Raw genomic sequence first — 15,848 nt, 5'->3', positions numbered from 1 at the left:
AATTAAAAGGCATGAGCCCGGTAGATTACCGGGTTCATGCCCTCAAGGCTGCCTAAGTAAATAAAGTGTCTAACTTTTTGGGTTCACTTCAATCAGGGGTTCCTTTTTTATTTCTAAGGACCGGGAAAGCAGTCTCCTTTTTTACTTTTTTCATGATTTCGTCTATAGTTTTAATTAAGAAACAGGAATTTTAGAAGCTTAAGTTTCATTGGAAAGTGGGGAAGGTATTGGGATTTAAAGAGGATTATTTGTTTTGGGAAACCATAAGGGAGTTGTCTGCCCATTATGATTATCGAATGATCACTGTCACGGAAAACCATCAGGAGATTTGGCTTGAGAGCGATAAGAATAAAGAATTTCCAGTCATAAGACTCATTCGACATGATTTGGATTGGGCTAATTGGCTGAAACGCGATATCGACCGAACTTTGCAGAATGGGGAAAGGATCAGAAGGAAATTATACAAAAAGCCCATTAACATATTAAGTATCTATGTTAGTAAATTCGCCCCGGTGGATGATCATGACTTTAGCTCACGCGTGGCTTCCTTAAAAAAAACGAATGTTAACACGTTTCTTCTAACTTGTGAAAACTTTCATGATTCTTTGCAAAACCTTGAACATGTTTTGAAAAAACCACTTTCAATACAAGTTCTTGAAGATAATGAAATAGATGAGGAAAAGATTCTCGCAGTAAAGAAAGACGCCATCTCGGAGTCAGTCAAAAAGGCTAAGGCTGAGCAGAAGGTATTTCAAAATGCCAATAAGCCATTCTTTACATATATATTCATGGCATTACAAATAGCTGTGTTCATCTTGATGGAGTTTAATGGGGGCAGCACCAATTCCAAAACTTTGATTGAGTTTGGCGCTAAATTTTCCCCTTATATCATACAAGGGGAATGGTGGCGGTTCTTTACACCGATGATCGTCCATATTGGGTTCATTCATTTATTGATGAATACATTTTCATTGTATTTGATCGGAGCTGAAGTTGAAAGGATTTACGGTAATGCCAGGTTCCTTTTCATCTATATATTTGCTGGTTTCGCTGGAACTCTAGGCAGCTTCATCATGACCCCGAATCTTTCCGCAGGGGCGAGCGGAGCCATTTTTGGCTGCTTTGGGGCACTTCTGTACTTCGGCATCGTCTATCCGAAATTATTCATGCGCTCGATGGGCTCATCGGTGATTGTGTTGATCATCATTAACTTAATATATGGTTTCACCGTTTCTGGAATTGATAATGCAGGGCATATCGGAGGTTTGATCGGAGGGTTCTTGGCTGCTGGAGTGGTACATCTGCCAAAATCCAGGAATATCTTTCGGCAGCTGGCTTTTCTTATCGGGTCGGCAATACTGACCTATGCCCTGCTTAACTTTGGTTTCAATCATCAGGAAAGTGCAGCTATAGATGATAATACGATGGCCATGCTGGCCCAAAAGTATATTGATGATGATGAAGAGGATAAAGCGGAAGAGATGCTAATCAATTATGTTGATGCAAATCCTGATGCACCGCTATCGCTTTTTATGCTGGGGAATTTATCTTTTGATAATAAGGACATATATAAAGCCAGGGATTATTATGAAAAAGCGATTGAAAGCAATCCGGATTTACATGAAGCCCATTACAATCTTGCCTTAGTCTACATGAATCTCGAATCATTCGATCAAGCTAAGGAGCAAGCTGTTCAGGCTATTGAGCTTGCCCCGGATAATAAAACATATACTAAACTGCTGGCAGAAATTGAAAACCGGCTATAACTTTTGACGCAGCATGATTGGGGAACCGTCTTTCAGGGTAAACAAGACAAGTATTTCACTTTGATTGTTCGCCATAAGCAATAGGGGGATGGTGCTGCCTTGTGGACTCACAGTGGATCCATCCTCCTTTTTTATTCCCAAAACGTAATTTTTGTAAAGTCCTTCCCACAGTTTTCCCACAATTTCTTCCCGTTTGAATTGGGGGAAGTCAGCAAGCCATTGATTTTTCTTTGACGGCAGATCTGTTAAAGAGATGATTTTGTACTGATCCAGATTAACCTGAAATGCTTGACCGGCTTTTTCCAAACCATTTCGAACCGTTTGATCTGTCAAGCCGTCCAGCGTTTTTTTCCACTGAACCTGTTCTTCTGAAAGGGGACGGTGGAAATATTGAAAAACCGGTGTCGTTACTGTATAGAGTTTATCTTTACTGAGCTGCTGGGCACTGGTGAAAATTGTGTCACTCGGATGAACCTCGGCATAATGAAACGTTACCGCTTCATAACGGCCACTCTCGGTTTCTTTAGTTTTCGCTTTTTGAGAGAGTTCTTGTTTATTTTGGCGCCAATTTTTTAAGGCTCCTGCCAATTTTCCATTTTTGTATAAAAGCGATACGTCCTGACGCAAGTAAGCTTTCTGGTCCAATGAAGAATCAACCCTCCAAGTGATGGTATAGGTTGAATCCCCGGTAGCCTCCGGTGTCAGGTGGGTGGAAGCATGTTCAAAATGGAGCGAGGAATCGATGGGAAAAAAAATGATGGTTTCCTCTGCCCTTTTATGATTTGATAAATATAGGATGACAAAAATGGTGGTCAAGACCAAAAAGACGGTATACTTCAATTGTACTTTCATTTTTCCCCTCCGTTTTCGCGCGTGATGAGTGGTTAAAAACATTAATCTGTTGAATCAAATCGAAAGAGTCCCACATTCTTGATATTTCATCATATGAATACAGTTGGACATGTATGAGGGGGATGGGGGAAATTATCAAAAGGGGAATTGGTCGCTTGTTACAAAAAGGCTGATTCGATATACTTTCCTAAAGAAAAGAGTAAAGAGGTTTACTATGAAAACATATTATGATCTTCAACAATACTTGAAAAGATTCGGTACATTTATCTATATTGGTGATCGCTTAGCCGAGCTTGAAATGATGGAAGCCGAAATAAGGGAAATCCACCGTATGCAGATGATGGATACGAAAGATTATCAAATGGCGATCCTTTTAATTAGGCAGCAATTGTCTCTTGAAAGAGAAAAACAGAAAAAAAATTGATAAAAAAGGTGAGAATGATGGAAAAGTGGCTGATGGGTGTGGATTTAGGCGGTACAACTACCAAACTGGCTCTGATCAATTTATACGGAGAGATTATTCATAAATGGGAAATCAGCACGGACATCTCCGAAAAGGGAAAATTCATTACGATTAATATAGCCAAAGCAATTGATGCGAAGCTCGTGGAACTTAATGAACCGAAGAGTAAGATAGTAGGGATAGGAATGGGTGCTCCAGGCCCTGTGAAATTTGTTAACGGTTCCATATATGAAGCCGTCAATTTAGGCTGGAAGGACTATCCTTTAAAAGATTTATTGGAAGTGGAGACATCTCTTCCAGCTGTGATCGATAATGATGCCAATATGGCAGCTTTGGGAGAAATGTGGAAAGGTGCCGGTAATGGTGCCAAAGATCTCGTTTGTGTCACTCTGGGAACGGGTGTAGGCGGCGGGATCATCCATAATGGGCAAATCGTCCATGGTACCAGTGGGGCTGCTGGAGAAATAGGGCATATAACGGTCGTAGCGGACGGAGGGGCACCATGCAATTGCGGCAAGACTGGTTGTCTGGAAACGGTTGCTTCGGCAACGGGAATCGTCCGTATGGCTTTAGAAGCCTTGAATACCGCTGATGAAAAGTCATTGCTTCAGCAGAAAGTCGACGAGGGAAATACGGTTACTTCCAAACTGTTATTCCAATGCGCTGCAGCAGGTGATCCTTTGTCCAAAGCTGTGGTGGATAAGGTAGGCAATTACTTGGGGCTGGCACTATCACATGTTGGGAATGTCATGAATCCAGATAAAATCGTCATTGGCGGGGGAGTTTCACAAGCGGGGGACATTTTGCTTGATCCTGTCCGTGCTGCCTTCGGAAAGTATGCATTCAAACGGGTTTGTAAATCAACGAAAATCAGCCTGGCCACACTAGGCAATGATGCAGGGGTGATAGGTGGAGCCTGGCTCATTAAAAGCCAACTGAATACGTGATCCCTTGCTGCCCTGTGTTAACGGGGTTATAAGAAAAAAGATGGAATCTTGAAAAAAGTTCCCCGTTTTGAGGGGTGGGGGCAATCGTTCCTGCATTTAAATAGAGGGGAGAACCATGACCCATGATTGAGGCGCTCTGGACCATGGCTCCAGCGCTTCTTCGATGAGGAGGGACCAAGATTGAAAAGGGTCTTCAAAAAACAGGGATATTCATTGTTTTGGGTCGTATTCATTTCACTTTGGCTTAAAACATATATTGCTTATAAAACAAGTTTTGAGATAGATATTGATAATTGGCTCCAGGAGTTCATACTATTCATCAACCCTGTCAGTTTCCTTTTGCTTACTCTTGGAGTGCATTTATTTTTAAAAGAAAATAGAAGGACAGCATATTTATTGATCATGAGTTTTTCCATCACCTTCGTCCTCTTTGCCAACCTTGTTTTTTTTCGCTTTTTCAATGACTTTTTAACCATTCCCGTTCTTTTTCAAACGAGCAATATGAACGACCTTGGAAGCAGTGTACATGAATTGATCAATCCGAGTGATCTATTGTATTTTGTCGATATCCTTTTCTTGCTGCTGCTGCTGAAATACAAACCAAAAATATTCCATGAATGTCGATACAATCCAAAGGATCGTAAATTCTTTATGTTAATCGCTTTAGGAGTGACATTTTTTAACTTAGCTTTAGCTGAAGCGGCGCGTCCTGAACTACTGACAAGAACGTTTGACCGCGAAATCCTCGTTAAGAATATCGGTACGTACCATTATCACCTCTATGATGCAATATTACAGACGAAATCATCAGCTCAACGTGCCCTTGCGGATGGCAGTGAATTGTCGGAAATTGAAAATTATGTCCGTGCCAATCAAAAAGAGGCTAATGATGATCTTTATGGTCTGGCAAAAGGCAAAAATGTGATACTTGTATCATTGGAATCCACTCAAAGCTTTGTCATCAATAAAACTGTCAACGGTGAAGAAATCACTCCTTTTCTGAACGAATTCATTAAAGAGAGCTATTATTTCAATAACTTTTATCACCAAACTGGCCAGGGGAAAACATCCGATTCAGAATTCATTATTGAGAATTCCCTCTATCCTTTAGGCAGAGGTGCAGTATTTTTTACTCATGCCCAAAATGAATACAAAGCCACCCCCGAAATATTAACGGAAAAAGGTTACTATACGGCTTCCTTGCATGCCAATAATAAAAGCTTTTGGAATCGTGACATAATGTACGATTCTCTTGGGTACCAGCGGTTTTATGATAGTGATGAATACAAAGTCTCTGAAGGGAATTCCATCAATTGGGGTTTGAATGATAAATCGTTCTTCAAACAATCAATCTCTCACTTGAAGAGGATGCCTGAGCCTTTTTATGCCAAGTTCATAACGTTAACCAATCATTTTCCATTCACTTTGAATGAGGAAGACCGGACATTGGAGCCATACGATTCAAATTCCAAAACATTGAATCAATATTTTCCGACCGTACGTTATACGGACGAAGCCTTGAAACGATTTATCGGCGATTTGAAACGTGATGGATTATATGAGGATTCCATAATTGTGCTATATGGGGACCATTATGGAATTTCGGAAAATCACAACTCTGCCATGAGCCAGTTCCTTGGGAAGGAAATCACGCCTTTCGAATCCATCCAACTTCAGCGTGTCCCGCTCATCATACATATCCCCGGTCAGAAGGGAAAAACGATTTCCACCGTTTCCGGCCAAATTGATGTAAGGCCGACACTCCTTCATTTATTGGGGATTGAAAATGATGATTATATCGAATTCGGCAAAGATCTATTTTCTGAAGAGAAATTAGAATTCACCGTTCTTCGCGATAGCAGTTTCATCACGAAGGATTATCTCTATACGATGGATACCTGCTATGATAAAAAGACTGAAGCGGTGACTGAAAAGGGTTCATGTGAGAAGTATTTGGAAAAGGCGAAACAGGAGCTTGATTACTCCGACAAAATCATTTACGGGGATTTGCTCCGATTTTATGAGCAACGTTGAAAAAAGAAACCTGGCGCAATCCAGGTTTCAATTTGTACATAAAAAGGTTTCGAGATGGTTTCATTCCGAAACCTTTTGATTCTTTATTGGAATTTAAGCAGGTATAGAGAAACAGTTGACCTCTCGTGATTCTTCCACTTATTCTTGCCAATTATGACGTGTCGCTACTTTTGATGATCTCTTCTTCCGTACATTGTGCTAAAAAAGAACTCGTTGCACAATTATGTTTCGGTGATTGATACTCACGATAATAAGTATCACGTAATCGCTGGTGTTTTATAAGCTGCACCTGTGACAACAGCTTTCGGTTTTCTAACTCTTCCAATCAACTTTTCCGCTATAGACTTTTAGGATATTCCTATCATATCTCGTGTTACAATCGTGCCGACTACAAAATCGTTTCGATGGCATCAATTGATCTAAAGTAATCATATCAAGCCGATATCACTGAATAGAATCATGTTTTGAAAGTATCTTTTGTACATCAAGTTTTAATACTAAAACAAAAAAGACTGTAGACAATAGTGTCCTATCTAAAAGTTAAAAACAAAGTTGATTGGAACGTAAGGTGCGAGACTCCTGCGGGAAAAACGCGTCCAGGGGAGACCCCGCAGGCGCAAAGGCGCCGAGGAGGCTCCCGGACCGCCCGCGGAAAGCGAGTGCCTGAAGAGGAAATCGACGTTCAAATTGCAATAAACCCTTAAAAAACTGTAGGTGATTTTCATCGAGTTTGTCTACTGATACCTGGCGCAATCCAGGTTTTTTGGTTTCTTCAGGAAAATCAGTACCCATTACAATTATGAAACACGTGAGACTTCCTGAACATCTTTCTGTCTTTCGCTTCATAAAGATAAAACAATGAAAGGGGCGGAGGCTGAATGAAAGTCGTGAGCAGAAGCGGGGATGATTTGGCATATTACAGTCAATTGTTCCAAATTCCCCGGGTTTTGATGGAGGATGCCAATCCCGCCATTACTGGCGGGGTTTTGCCAAATGGCATGGAAGTACAGATACCTGGATACATTGTTCAGGAAGAGTCCCGGTTAGATATCGATTTTGCCGAAATTGCTTTACAATATCACCTGCCCATCGATGGGGTATCATTGTTGAATCAAGGTGGACAAAAACCTTTTTCCGTACCCGTCCGGGTCATGAAACCAATGATTGTCACCGACAAGCCCTATGATTATCAATCACTTCTTGACGATCTTGATACTTTATCTTTTCATTACCCCTTTATTAAGGTTGAATCGATCGGGAGGAGTGTGTTGGGAAAAGAACTCCTTGAGGTAAGGATCGGTCAAGGCGATAAGATCATACATTATAACGGTTCATTCCATGCTAATGAATGGATCACTTCGGCGGTTTTGATGAAATGGCTGAATGATTTGCTGCTGGCAGTAACGAATGATCGTACACTTTGCGGAATGGATTGTATGCCCTTCTATCGGGATATGACCATTTCGATAGTTCCAATGGTGAATCCGGATGGAGTCGAGCTTGTCTTAAAGGGGGAGGAGGCGGCAGAGGGGAAGGTCGATGTTTTAAAAATAAACAATGGCAATCCTGCCTTTTATGCTTGGAAAGCCAATATCCGCGGTGTAGACCTGAATAATCAATATCCTGCCAATTGGGAGATTGAAAAGCGTAGAAAGATTCCAAAAGCCCCTGCGCCAAGAGATTTTCCAGGAGAGACCGCGTTATCAGAACCAGAAGCATTGGCCATGAAGGAGCTGGCAATGAGGCGGAATTTTGAAAGAGTGCTTGCACTTCACACCCAGGGAAAAGAATTCTATTGGGGATATGAGGGACATGAACCTGAAGAGGCAGCGAATGTTGCAAGGGAGTTTGAGGAACGCAGCGGATATCGGGCCGTACAATACGTTGACAGCCATGCCGGGTATAAAGATTGGTTCATTCAGGAATTCAAACGCGGCGGTTTCACAATCGAATTGGGAAAGGGCATCAACCCGCTTCCGCTATCCCATTTGCCTGGTATATATGAAGATACCGTCAAGATATTGGTGGCAGGCCTTTATATGTGATACATTTCCGACTAAGGGTTATACTTCCAAAAAAATATAAGATCATTATTCGCCACATTTTCTCTTTTTTACTTTATAATGAAAGTCGTAAGGATTCGATTGGTTAATCCTTACTCTCTTTCTAATGTCTCGCTCACATATGCCAGGCGTTTTAGTTTTGAAGTGGGAGGTGTGTGGAGATTAAAGTATCCAAAGCAGCACTTTGTATGCGGCTTTCCATTTGTAAGATGTTGTGTTTCATCCCATTATTTATCTCCACTATCCTTCTTATCTCGGCTTGTGAGCCTTCCAAGGACCTTAGTAAACCCGTAAATAATACGGAAAAAGAACACTCCCAATCAAACCTGGAAACTTCAGTAAGCAATTTAAAGGTCCCGACTGCAGAAACGGATAAAATCGAAGCCATTGTTGGATGGCTGGATTCTAAAACCATTTTATATTCTGTGAAGCGGGATGGTAATGAATTATCCCAACTGATGGCATGGAATTTGGAAACGAATGATACTTCCGTTTTCTATCAGCCGGCTTTTGAGTTTTCTGAAGTATCGATCAGTCCGTCTGGTACGCATATTTTGTTATCGTCCTTCACCTCTTCGGGTAAAGCATCAATCACAATACTCGATAAAACGGGAAATCCACTGTATTCCGTGGCGATCCCAGCCTATGAATTAGCTTATGAGTGGAATTCATTTAAAGATGGCCGGTTGTTTTTATCGAGTTTTTATGAAGATTGGACATACAACAGTTATGTGTTGAATCCAGATGAACAAACAATGGAAACTCTGGACTTTCCACAGCCTTTTGCTCAATGGGCAAGTGAAAAAGATTTGATGTTTCTCGATTGGGACAGGGAAGAACCTGCTTTGACGGCACCCCTAGAAAGAAAAGCGCTTAATGGGGATGGAACGGACAGCCTTATGCTCGATGTCATTCACTTTAAAAAAATGAAACAAGCGCTGATGACGATTCAAGTGGAGACAGAAAAACAAGATCGGGGTACATATGCATTTTATGATCCAACAAACAAGCCGATCCACTCTTTTTCCGTACCGCTATTGAAAAGCTTTTCAGATTGGGTGATTCCATCCTATGATTTCATTGAAAAAGACAAGGAATTGATAACATTTATTCCTAATGAATCAAAAGATGCGGACCAATATGAGGGAAGGTTTACCTTAACTAAATTAAACTGGGAAAAAGGCACACAAGAAGAATTGATGAAGGACATGGAAAATGAACCATTAAGCTGTTCGCTTGATGGCAACTTCTGCTTATATGGATATCAATTTGAGAAAATCATTGATATGAAAACCCATCAAATACAAAGATTGTTCAAACAAACATGATGACCTAAAACAAAAGCTCGCCGGATGGCGAGCTTTTTTCTTCAATGGGCAACTGGAAAACCGCTGTTGATGACAGTCATGACAGTGAACCAGCCAAACACGACTGCACTGCCGGCAGCAAAAATGAATCCTAAGAAGTTTCTCTTTTTTAATGAGGTAAACACAGCTACTACTCCTAATATAGCCACAAGTCCGAAAACTACCATTAATATCATGTCAAAACCCCCTTTTTTCGTAATGAATACTTAATCCCTAATAATATACCCAGAGAATAAAGCAACTACCAAAAATATGTAGAAAAGATTGCATTTGTTAATATCTTAATATTTTTTCAATTATTTGTCGAGGTTTAATAGGTGACACTTCTATGACTTGAGTAAACTGGATTAACATTAGCAGCTTAATTAGTGTAAGATGAAGATAGAAAATCATATTGGAGTTGATGGAAATGAAATGGACACAAATACCTCTAGGCCCGCTGCAAACGAATTGTTATGTAGTTTCCGATGGACAGGATTGCATCATTTTCGATCCGGGTGAAGAGCCGCAGAAAATCATACAGTACATACAAACAAAAAATTTAAAGCCTTTGGCGATTTTATTGACACATGCACATTTTGACCATATCGGTGCTCTTGATGCTATTCGGGATCATTATGGGATACCTGCATATATTCATGAAAAAGAGGCCAAGTGGCTACTTGATCCCGCATTGAATGGTTCTCAAAACTGGTTCCCGGAAAATCCAATGCGCATGAAGCCTGCCGATCACTTCCTGGCAAATGAGCAAGAACTTACTATTGGGGGATTCACTTTCGAAGTATTCGAAACCCCCGGACACTCACCAGGGAGCGTTTCGTATTATGCCAAGGAGCAACGGCTCCTATTTTCAGGGGACGTCTTGTTCCAAGGAAGCGTAGGCAGAACCGATTTAATAGGCGGAAGCGAGGCAGTGCTGTTAAATAGCATTGAAACGAAGCTGCTGACACTTTCTGATGATACGATCGTTTTTCCTGGTCATGGGCCTGTCACGACCATTCTGGATGAAAAGAATACTAATCCCTTTTTGAGATAATGACTTTTGCAGGTGCCGTATGGCACCTGTTTTTTTAAGTTCTTAATTATGTAAAAATATTGAAATGGGTCATTTCCAGAACTATACTGAATATAAAAACCGGGGCCTTGCCTTGTATGCATGACTTTTATTCAGCTCTGAACTAAGATTTGTCGAAAACATTCATTTTGTAATGATGGCACGCTTATGACTGCGAGATGAAAAAATTGAACATTTTGTGAACTTTAAATTTTAGTTTTGAGTATAATTGTCGATAAAAAACTTATTTATGTGTTTTGTAAAGAAAAGGAACATTTAATTTTCATATGATGGAAGATCATGGAGACGGAGGCATTGTGTTGAAAAATCACTTAAAGGAATTGATTGCAGGAAGCCCCCAAAAAAGAATTTCCTATCATGACTATATGGAAGCTGTTTTATATGCGCCAAATATAGGCTACTATGTACGCGCAAAAAAGAAGATTGGCTCCAGAGGGGATTTTTATACGTCTGGCAATGTTGGGGATGCATTTGGGAGATCTCTGGCCAGATGGTTCGTTTATTTAATAAAAAGCTGCGGAGTTTCACCTAAAATCATCGAGGTCGGCGCAGGGGACGGTAAGCTCGCTTATGATATCCTCGTTTCCATGAAGGAAATGGAACCGCAGATATGGGACTCTTTGACTTATATCCTTGTGGATGAAAGTCCATTTCATAGAAGGCTTCAGCAAGAACGTATAGGGATGTTCAAACAGGCAGTTTCTGCTGCCAGTTTGGAAAAATGGACGAAGGTAAATGGTATCCTCTTCTCAAATGAACTTTTCGACGCGTTGCCTGTACATGTGATTGAAAAGTATAAGGGAGTCCTCGTAGAGGTATTCGTCACTGAAAAGGAAGGCGATTTGGTAGAGGTGAGGGAACCTTTGGACAACCCTGACATTTTATCTTACCTTACAGAACGAACTATCACCTTAAATGAAAAACAACGATACGAAGTTCCGCTAAAAATGGTCCGTGAATATGAGAAGATCGTTTCCTGTATGGAATCGGGTATACTCCTTACAATTGATTATGGGTATACCGAAAGGGAATGGAAGGAGCCAGCTCATCTTCAAGGGAGCTTGAGGGGCTATTATGAGCACCAAATGATTAAAGATCCACTTTTGTATCCTGGTGATATGGATCTGACGACACATATCCATTTTGACACATTAATCGAGATTGGAAAAAGAAAGGATCTTTCCAATCAGGGGCTTTTTCTTCAAAATGAATTCTTGCTTAAAGCAGGGATATTAGAGGAATTGAGGGACCATCAAGGAACTGATCCATTCTCGAAAACGGCGAAGCGTAATCGTGCAATTCGCGGGCTAATCGTTCCAGGGGGATTTAGTGAACATTTCAAAGTGTTGCTTCAATCGAAGAATTTAGCAGATGATGTAAGGATCTTTCCTGAATGGTGACAAGTAAAAACCCATGAATCAAAATTCATGGGTTATGTAATATTGCTTGTTCTTAATGCGCAGTACCCGGAGTCATCATAAATACGCTCCAGTAGGAAAATCCTGCAAAGAAAACGGTAAGATAGGCGCCGAAAACATAAATATACATGCGCTCAGATAATTTCAAATAACTTAAAAGTACAAAAAAGATCGTTTGTGCAAAGAAAAGCAAAGACGTTTGATGCATATGGCCAAGATAAAAGAAAATTGCCATAATTCCTGTCCAAAATCCACATACTCTGAACATGCGTTCCATCCGAATCCCTCCTTATGTCTAGTCGTGTACATTCTAAATAATTATAAATGAAATTGTAAGGTAATGTAAAGGATGCCTTTTGTTTCTATGTGAGAACCGAAGCCTGGTATGAGCATGCTGCACAATTGGACATCATATTTTCTAATTCCACAATATTGACATTATCAAACAAGGCTTCGAACATACCTTCTAAAAATGAATTGTGCATGGAGCAGATTGTCCCTGGCTCCACTTCAGTAACTTCCTTAAACGGGCAATTGAAGATACGAAAGTATATTTTATTTTCTTCTTCGCTTGCTTGTATTTCAGGAGATAACCCTGCGATGGTAGCCGCATTTTTAAGCATGCTGACTTTTTCCGCAAAAGCAATTCGATCGATTGACTTCGAGTTCAGGGCTAGTTGCTGTTCGATCAGTTCCTCCCCGAAAGCTTTTCCCGTTTCATAAAGAGCCTGTTTTCCTTGTTCCCCTAATGTCATCATCGTCTGGATTGCAATCCTTGAAAGCAGCTGATAGTTCCTATATGGAAAATGAAGCTGAATGACTTTATCAGATAATCGATAAAGCCGGCTCGGGCGACCGCCTTTACCGGTCTTTCGGGCATCCGAGGTCAACATATCGATATCTTCAAGTTTTGACAAATGTAGACGGGCAACATTTGGATGGATGTTAAAAGAATCGGCAATTTGCTGTACCGATACATCGCCATGGTTGTTCACAATATGCTGATATATATAATATCTGGTGGGATCTGCTAACACGTTTGTTATTTTTAACGTTTGTTCCATTACACCCTCCTGTATTCCATAGTTTACCTATGTTCATTATAATGCAGGCAGAAAAAAATGGAATAATAGAAAGCGCTAACTCCCTTTAGTTTAAAAAAAGTTCACAATTTAAACTGTTTTATAATGCAAAAAAATATACATCAATTGTACAAATGTTATACAATTATTATATATATTATAATTGTATACAAAATGTGAACGGGGAGTGATTAGTATGGCACAGTTAACTTTCTTTTCGTACCCAAGTTGTACATCTTGCCGTAAAACAAAAAAATGGTTAAGGGCCAATCATGTTTCCTTCGATGAACGACATTTATTCAGAGAAACTCCAACTGCAGCAGAGTTAAAAAGAATACTTGAATTGACAACGGAAGGACTTGATGAAGTCTTAGCAACAAGAAGTGAAGCTTACAAAGACTTACAAGTTAATATTGACGAAATGGTGCTTTCTGATGTCATCCAATTATTAACAAAAGAACCGAAGTTATTAAGAAAGCCCATCCTCATAGACGGGGAAAAACTGGTGATTGGTCATAATGTAGACGCTTTAAGAAATTTGGTTTCCCAAAGGCTTGAATTGAAAGTGAGCATGTAAGATGATTCTCGAAGTTCTTTTCGGGAATTTTTTTTATTCTGGAGCAGGAATTTGTCGTGGATTGTCGAATCCTTACAACAAGAAATATAGGAGGTGATGAATGAATTGATATCGATTGAAAAGACCGCAGAAAAAATATTAACCCGTGCCATACAGGAATCTGCATCGGATATCCACATTTTTTTTCGGAGGGAGGGACCTCTCATCCAATTCAGGATAGACAATAAGCTTGTACCCCAGGAAACATTATCATTCTTTGAAGCTGAAAGGCTGATCGCTCATTTGAAGTTCCTTGCTTCGATGGATATAGGGGAGAAAAGGAGACCCCAGAGTGGTGCCCTCACCATTAATTTGGCAAACCAGGTTGTCGGACTCCGCCTTTCCACTTTACCCACTGCCCATCTCGAAAGTTTGGTCATCCGCTTAATACCCCAACAGAATATCCTTCCTCTCGAACAGTTATCCTTATTTCCAAACACCGTTCAAAAATTGATTGCACTCCTGAAGCATTCCCATGGCATGCTTATTTTTACCGGCCCGACCGGCAGTGGAAAAACCACGACATTATATTCCCTGCTTCACCATGCCCACGAAATGATCAATCGAAATATCATTACACTTGAAGATCCCATTGAAAATGTATCCGAAAAGGTACTGCAAGTCCAAATCAATGAAAAGGCGGGCATTACGTATTCTGTCGGTCTAAAAGCTGTCCTGAGGCATGACCCGGACGTGATCATGGTTGGGGAAGTCAGGGATGCAGAAACTGCCAAAATTGCAGTGCGTGCCGCATTAACCGGTCATTTGATACTTACAACCATGCATACAAGGGATGCCAAGGGCGCCATCTCCAGGTTACTGGAATTTGGTGTCAGCTTGCTTGAGGTTGAACAGAGTTTAATTGGCGTGACAGCACAGCGGCTGGTTGAATTGCGATGTCTTCCATGTAAAGGGGACTGTGCTTATGCTTGCAAAATGACTGCCAGGAATAAAAGGGCCAGTGTATATGAATTGCTCTATGGAAAAAGTTTGGCTGAGGTTCTCCGGATAATGGGAGATGAAAAAGGAATGGCAACGGTCGGCTACCGCCAATTGAAGGATGAAATCGGAAAAGCGGTTGCGATGGGCTATGTGGATTCAGAGGAATATGAACGGCTGGTATACCATGAAACCAAAAAGTAAATGGAGGGTAAAAGAGCAGGCGGTCTTTATTTCGAAGCTAGGTGAATTATTGAAGCATGGTTATCCCTTGGCGGAGGCTTTACACTTTCTTGAATTTCAGGAATCAAAGAAGAAAGCGGAAGACTTCACTCAGGCTAAAGCCGATTTAAGGAACGGTTTCCCGCTGCACTTGGTGCTGACCCATCTGAATTTTCATCCGCAGCTTGTAAGTTATATATTTTATGGAGAACAATACGGCGACCTGGAACGGGCGTTGAAAGAAGGAGGGCGATATTGGAAGAAAAGAACCGAGGATATGGATAAACTAAAAAAGTTAATGGTGTATCCTGTATTCTTAGTCTTTTTTGTAGGTATCGTTTTTTATATTCTTCAGAGTGTTCTCCTTCCTAAATTCCAGACAATCTATTTCACGATGGATGTCGATCAGCATACACTCTTGAGATTAATGTCAGCTTCCACATTCATTCTTCCAGCACTCCCCTTCTTTTTACTCGGATTGCTCCTATTCTTGTATGTACTCAAACGATTTTGGTTTAACGGATTGTGCCCATTAAGGCAGCGGAGGATTTTGATGGGAATTCCGATATTCGGGACCTTCATCAAATTATACGAAACTTATTTTTTTGCAAGCCAATTAAGTGGCTTACTCTCCGGAGGGCTATCGATTAACGATAGCATTAAATTATTCTCGATAAATCAACAGCAGCCTTTTTACCAAAAACTATGCAATATCATTAAGGATGATCTGATCGAGGGCAGATCACTTGAATTGATTTTTCGGGAGCTTCCATATTTTGATGGTAATTTGCCGGTGGTCGCTGCAAATGGTCAAAAATACGGCAGACTTGATGCGGAGCTACTTCATTACAGTCGTTTTATACTGGAGAGAATTGAAGAGAGAATGAATGCAATCTTAAAAATCATTCAGCCTCTCATGTTTTCACTGATAGGTCTGTTGATCGTGTCCATTTATTTGGCGGTTTTGCTGCCGATGTTCTCACTGCTCGAAAGTATATAGGATT

Annotated in this window: 16 protein-coding genes; 11 read left to right on the top strand and 5 right to left on the bottom strand. The window is 40.6% G+C overall.

The genetic code is table 11. From position 1 onward, the window contains the following. Window positions 1-215 precede the first annotated feature (215 nt). The gene (locus tag V3595_RS14795) at window positions 216-1,766 is read left to right on the top strand and encodes a rhomboid family intramembrane serine protease (RefSeq protein WP_485907957.1); all 1,551 of its coding nucleotides are present in this window, start codon (window positions 216-218) and stop codon (window positions 1,764-1,766) included. Here V3595_RS14795 and V3595_RS14790 read toward each other — a convergent pair. Next, a complete protein-coding gene (locus V3595_RS14790) occupies window positions 1,761-2,618 on the bottom strand; it encodes a hypothetical protein (protein ID WP_485907955.1) in 858 nt (285 codons plus the stop codon). The genes V3595_RS14795 and V3595_RS14790 overlap by 6 nt on opposite strands. A gap of 214 nt (window positions 2,619-2,832) precedes the next feature. Between V3595_RS14790 and V3595_RS14785 the strand changes: the two genes are divergently transcribed. The 3 genes from V3595_RS14785 (at window position 2,833) to V3595_RS14775 (ending at window position 6,062) form a co-directional block, all read left to right on the top strand. Beyond that, window positions 2,833-3,042, top strand: a complete 210-nt coding sequence (locus V3595_RS14785; protein ID WP_101222565.1) for a YqgQ family protein — start codon at window positions 2,833-2,835, stop codon at window positions 3,040-3,042. 14 nt (window positions 3,043-3,056) lie between these two features. Continuing rightward, window positions 3,057-4,028, top strand: coding sequence for an ROK family glucokinase (locus V3595_RS14780; RefSeq protein WP_485907974.1), 972 nt, complete (start codon window positions 3,057-3,059; stop codon window positions 4,026-4,028). Between the two features lie 180 nt (window positions 4,029-4,208). Continuing rightward, window positions 4,209-6,062, top strand: a complete 1,854-nt coding sequence (locus V3595_RS14775) for an LTA synthase family protein (protein WP_485907954.1) — start codon at window positions 4,209-4,211, stop codon at window positions 6,060-6,062. 540 nt (window positions 6,063-6,602) lie between these two features. Here the strand turns inward: V3595_RS14775 and V3595_RS14770 are convergent. Beyond that, a complete protein-coding gene (locus V3595_RS14770; RefSeq protein WP_485907952.1) occupies window positions 6,603-6,854 on the bottom strand; it encodes a hypothetical protein in 252 nt (83 codons plus the stop codon). Between the two features lie 86 nt (window positions 6,855-6,940). Here V3595_RS14770 and V3595_RS14765 point away from each other — a divergent pair, with 86 nt between their 5' ends. Together V3595_RS14765 and V3595_RS14760 are read left to right on the top strand one after the other, a co-directional pair. Next, the gene (locus V3595_RS14765) at window positions 6,941-8,107 is read left to right on the top strand and encodes a M14 family metallopeptidase (RefSeq protein ID WP_485907950.1); all 1,167 of its coding nucleotides are present in this window, start codon (window positions 6,941-6,943) and stop codon (window positions 8,105-8,107) included. A 173-nt stretch (window positions 8,108-8,280) separates the two neighbouring features. After that, window positions 8,281-9,453, top strand: coding sequence for a YqgU-like beta propeller domain-containing protein (locus V3595_RS14760; protein WP_485907948.1), 1,173 nt, complete (start codon window positions 8,281-8,283; stop codon window positions 9,451-9,453). 41 nt (window positions 9,454-9,494) lie between these two features. Here the strand turns inward: V3595_RS14760 and V3595_RS14755 are convergent, their stop codons facing one another. Next, a complete protein-coding gene (locus V3595_RS14755) occupies window positions 9,495-9,668 on the bottom strand; it encodes a DUF2759 domain-containing protein (protein WP_101222560.1) in 174 nt (57 codons plus the stop codon). 233 nt (window positions 9,669-9,901) lie between these two features. On the opposite strand from V3595_RS14755, the gene V3595_RS14750 reads away from it, so the two are divergent. Then, on the top strand, window positions 9,902-10,528 hold the full coding sequence (locus V3595_RS14750; protein ID WP_214743838.1) for an MBL fold metallo-hydrolase: 627 nt from the start codon (window positions 9,902-9,904) through the stop codon (window positions 10,526-10,528). 338 nt (window positions 10,529-10,866) lie between these two features. Beyond that, window positions 10,867-11,967 (top strand): class I SAM-dependent methyltransferase, encoded by a 1,101-nt coding sequence (locus V3595_RS14745; RefSeq protein ID WP_485907946.1) that lies wholly within the window; start codon window positions 10,867-10,869, stop codon window positions 11,965-11,967. A 52-nt stretch (window positions 11,968-12,019) separates the two neighbouring features. On the opposite strand, the gene V3595_RS14740 is transcribed toward V3595_RS14745, so the two are convergent. Then, the gene (locus V3595_RS14740; protein ID WP_076365317.1) at window positions 12,020-12,262 is read right to left on the bottom strand and encodes a DUF2626 domain-containing protein; all 243 of its coding nucleotides are present in this window, start codon (window positions 12,260-12,262) and stop codon (window positions 12,020-12,022) included. A gap of 85 nt (window positions 12,263-12,347) precedes the next feature. Then, entirely contained in the window at window positions 12,348-13,049 is a 702-nt protein-coding gene (locus V3595_RS14735) for a helix-turn-helix transcriptional regulator (RefSeq protein WP_485907944.1), read from the bottom strand. Window positions 13,050-13,263: 214 nt separating this feature from the next. Between V3595_RS14735 and V3595_RS14730 the strand changes: the two genes are divergently transcribed. The 3 genes from V3595_RS14730 (at window position 13,264) to comGB (ending at window position 15,844) form a co-directional block, all read left to right on the top strand. Continuing rightward, window positions 13,264-13,644: a Spx/MgsR family RNA polymerase-binding regulatory protein gene (locus V3595_RS14730; protein WP_485907942.1), complete on the top strand. Its 381-nt coding sequence runs from the start codon at window positions 13,264-13,266 to the stop codon at window positions 13,642-13,644. A gap of 96 nt (window positions 13,645-13,740) precedes the next feature. Beyond that, the gene (gene comGA / locus V3595_RS14725) at window positions 13,741-14,826 is read left to right on the top strand and encodes a competence type IV pilus ATPase ComGA (RefSeq protein ID WP_485907940.1); all 1,086 of its coding nucleotides are present in this window, start codon (window positions 13,741-13,743) and stop codon (window positions 14,824-14,826) included. Next, window positions 14,792-15,844 carry a competence type IV pilus assembly protein ComGB gene (comGB, locus tag V3595_RS14720; RefSeq protein WP_485907938.1) on the top strand — a complete coding sequence of 351 codons (1,053 nt, stop codon included), beginning with the start codon at window positions 14,792-14,794 and terminating at the stop codon, window positions 15,842-15,844. Before comGA ends, comGB begins: the two co-directional genes overlap by 35 nt. Window positions 15,845-15,848: the final 4 nt, after the last annotated feature.

Source organism: Bacillus sp. CFBP9009, assembly GCF_036541465.1.
Taxonomy (GTDB): domain Bacteria; phylum Bacillota; class Bacilli; order Bacillales; family DSM-1321; genus Peribacillus.
This window is presented reverse-complemented; position numbering and strand designations above follow the sequence as displayed.

Excerpts from the sequence above, each read along its gene's own strand:
- V3595_RS14790 (WP_485907955.1), bottom strand. The coding sequence starts at position 2,618 with ATGAAAGTACAATTGAAGTATACCGTCTTTTTGGTCTTGACCACCATT.
- V3595_RS14785 (WP_101222565.1), top strand. The coding sequence starts at position 2,833 with ATGAAAACATATTATGATCTTCAACAATACTTGAAAAGATTCGGTACA.
- V3595_RS14780 (WP_485907974.1), top strand. The coding sequence starts at position 3,057 with ATGATGGAAAAGTGGCTGATGGGTGTGGATTTAGGCGGTACAACTACC.
- V3595_RS14770 (WP_485907952.1), bottom strand. The coding sequence starts at position 6,854 with ATGGGTACTGATTTTCCTGAAGAAACCAAAAAACCTGGATTGCGCCAG.
- V3595_RS14765 (WP_485907950.1), top strand. The coding sequence starts at position 6,941 with ATGAAAGTCGTGAGCAGAAGCGGGGATGATTTGGCATATTACAGTCAA.
- V3595_RS14755 (WP_101222560.1), bottom strand. The coding sequence starts at position 9,668 with ATGATATTAATGGTAGTTTTCGGACTTGTGGCTATATTAGGAGTAGTA.
- V3595_RS14750 (WP_214743838.1), top strand. The coding sequence starts at position 9,902 with ATGAAATGGACACAAATACCTCTAGGCCCGCTGCAAACGAATTGTTAT.
- V3595_RS14740 (WP_076365317.1), bottom strand. The coding sequence starts at position 12,262 with ATGGAACGCATGTTCAGAGTATGTGGATTTTGGACAGGAATTATGGCA.
- V3595_RS14735 (WP_485907944.1), bottom strand. The coding sequence starts at position 13,049 with ATGGAACAAACGTTAAAAATAACAAACGTGTTAGCAGATCCCACCAGA.
- V3595_RS14730 (WP_485907942.1), top strand. The coding sequence starts at position 13,264 with ATGGCACAGTTAACTTTCTTTTCGTACCCAAGTTGTACATCTTGCCGT.
- comGA (WP_485907940.1), top strand. The coding sequence starts at position 13,741 with ATGAATGAATTGATATCGATTGAAAAGACCGCAGAAAAAATATTAACC.
- comGB (WP_485907938.1), top strand. The coding sequence starts at position 14,792 with ATGAACGGCTGGTATACCATGAAACCAAAAAGTAAATGGAGGGTAAAA.